Annotated in this window: 1 protein-coding gene; it reads left to right on the top strand. The window is 64.1% G+C overall.

The genetic code is table 11. From position 1 onward, the window contains the following. The first annotated feature begins 72 nt into the window (after nt 1-72). Nucleotides 73-1256 (top strand): IS3 family transposase gene (locus tag IWX63_RS16620; RefSeq protein ID WP_199279254.1). Its coding sequence is split into 2 segments (ribosomal slippage): nt 73-334 and nt 334-1256, totalling 1185 coding nucleotides; the frame shifts between segments, so codons are not numbered across the junction. Nucleotides 1257-1300 lie beyond the last annotated feature (44 nt).

The raw sequence follows: 1300 nt of genomic DNA, 5'->3' as shown, positions 1-1300 counted from the left end.
TGGGCGGCCTAGGGATTTCGGACAGTGGGCCCTCTTAAACTGAGGGTGTTACTGGAAGAGAGATCCGCTGAGATGAGTGCTTCACGACGACGTTTCACCCAGGAGTTCAAGGACGAGTTGTGTCAGGAGGTGATCACCACCTCGAAGCCGATCAAGGACGTTGCGACCGCGTACGGTGTCGGGCCTGAGACGCTGCGGAATTGGCTGATCAAGTACCGCCAGGTTCATGGCGGGACCGAGACTGCGCTGACGGTCCCGGAACGGGCCCGGCTCAAGGAGCTCGAGCGCGAGAATCAGGAGTTGCGGGCGGAGACGGCGTTCCTGAAAAAAGCCAGCGCTTACTTCGCCAGGGAGCAGCGGTAGTGAGCAGGTACGAGTACATCGATTCCCAGAAAAACGACCCGTCCGAGACGAACCCGGTGGCGTCCATGTGCCGGTGGCTGGAGGTGTCCACGTCCGGCTACTACCACTGGCTGAGGCGCCCGCAGTCAGCGACCGCGGCCCGCCGCGCAGTCCTCGCGACCCGGATCAGGTCCTTCTTCGAGGCCTCCGACGGCACCTACGGGTACCGGCGGATCCACGCTGACCTCGCCGCGGAGTCGGTGGAGTGCTCGCCCGAGCTGGTGCGCCAGATCATGCGTCAGGAAGCCTTGGTGCCGTGCCAGCCGCGGCCGTTCCGGGTCACCACCCACGCCGACGCGGACGCCGCTGCCACTATGCCGGATCTGGTTCGACGGGATTTCACCGCGGACCGGCCCGGGGTGAAGTTCGTCGGGGACATCACCTACCTCCACACGTGGGAGGGGTTCATGTATTTGGCCACCGTCATCGACTGCTACTCCAAGAAAGTCGTCGGCTGGTCGATCGCCGATCACATGCGTACCGAGCTCGTCGAGGACGCCCTGAAGAACGCGGCTGCGACGACCTGGATCGCCCCGGACGCGATCTGGCACTCGGATCGCGGGTCGGTCTACACCTCGGCGAGTTTCAGGGCCCTGGTCACCGGGCTGGGGATGCGCTCCTCGATGGGCCGCACCGGGGTGTGCTGGGACAACGCGATGGCTGAATCGTTCTTCTCAGCGCTGAAGAACGAACGCGTCTACCGGACCGTCTATGCGACGAAGAAGCAGGCCAGACGCGACGTGATCGCCTACATCGAAGGGTTCTACAACAGCCGCCGCCGGCACTCCGGGCTCGGCTACCGGTACCCGAACGACGTCCACTACAGTTACCAGCAGCCAGCCCTGGCAGCGTAGAGATAATCACCGACTCCGCTGTCCGAAATCACCGCAGCAGCCCA

Source organism: Arthrobacter sp. CAN_A2, assembly GCF_015752045.1.
Lineage (GTDB): Bacteria > Actinomycetota > Actinomycetes > Actinomycetales > Micrococcaceae > Arthrobacter_D.
Note: the sequence above shows the minus strand (reverse complement) of the source record. Positions and strands in the feature narration are given on the sequence as shown.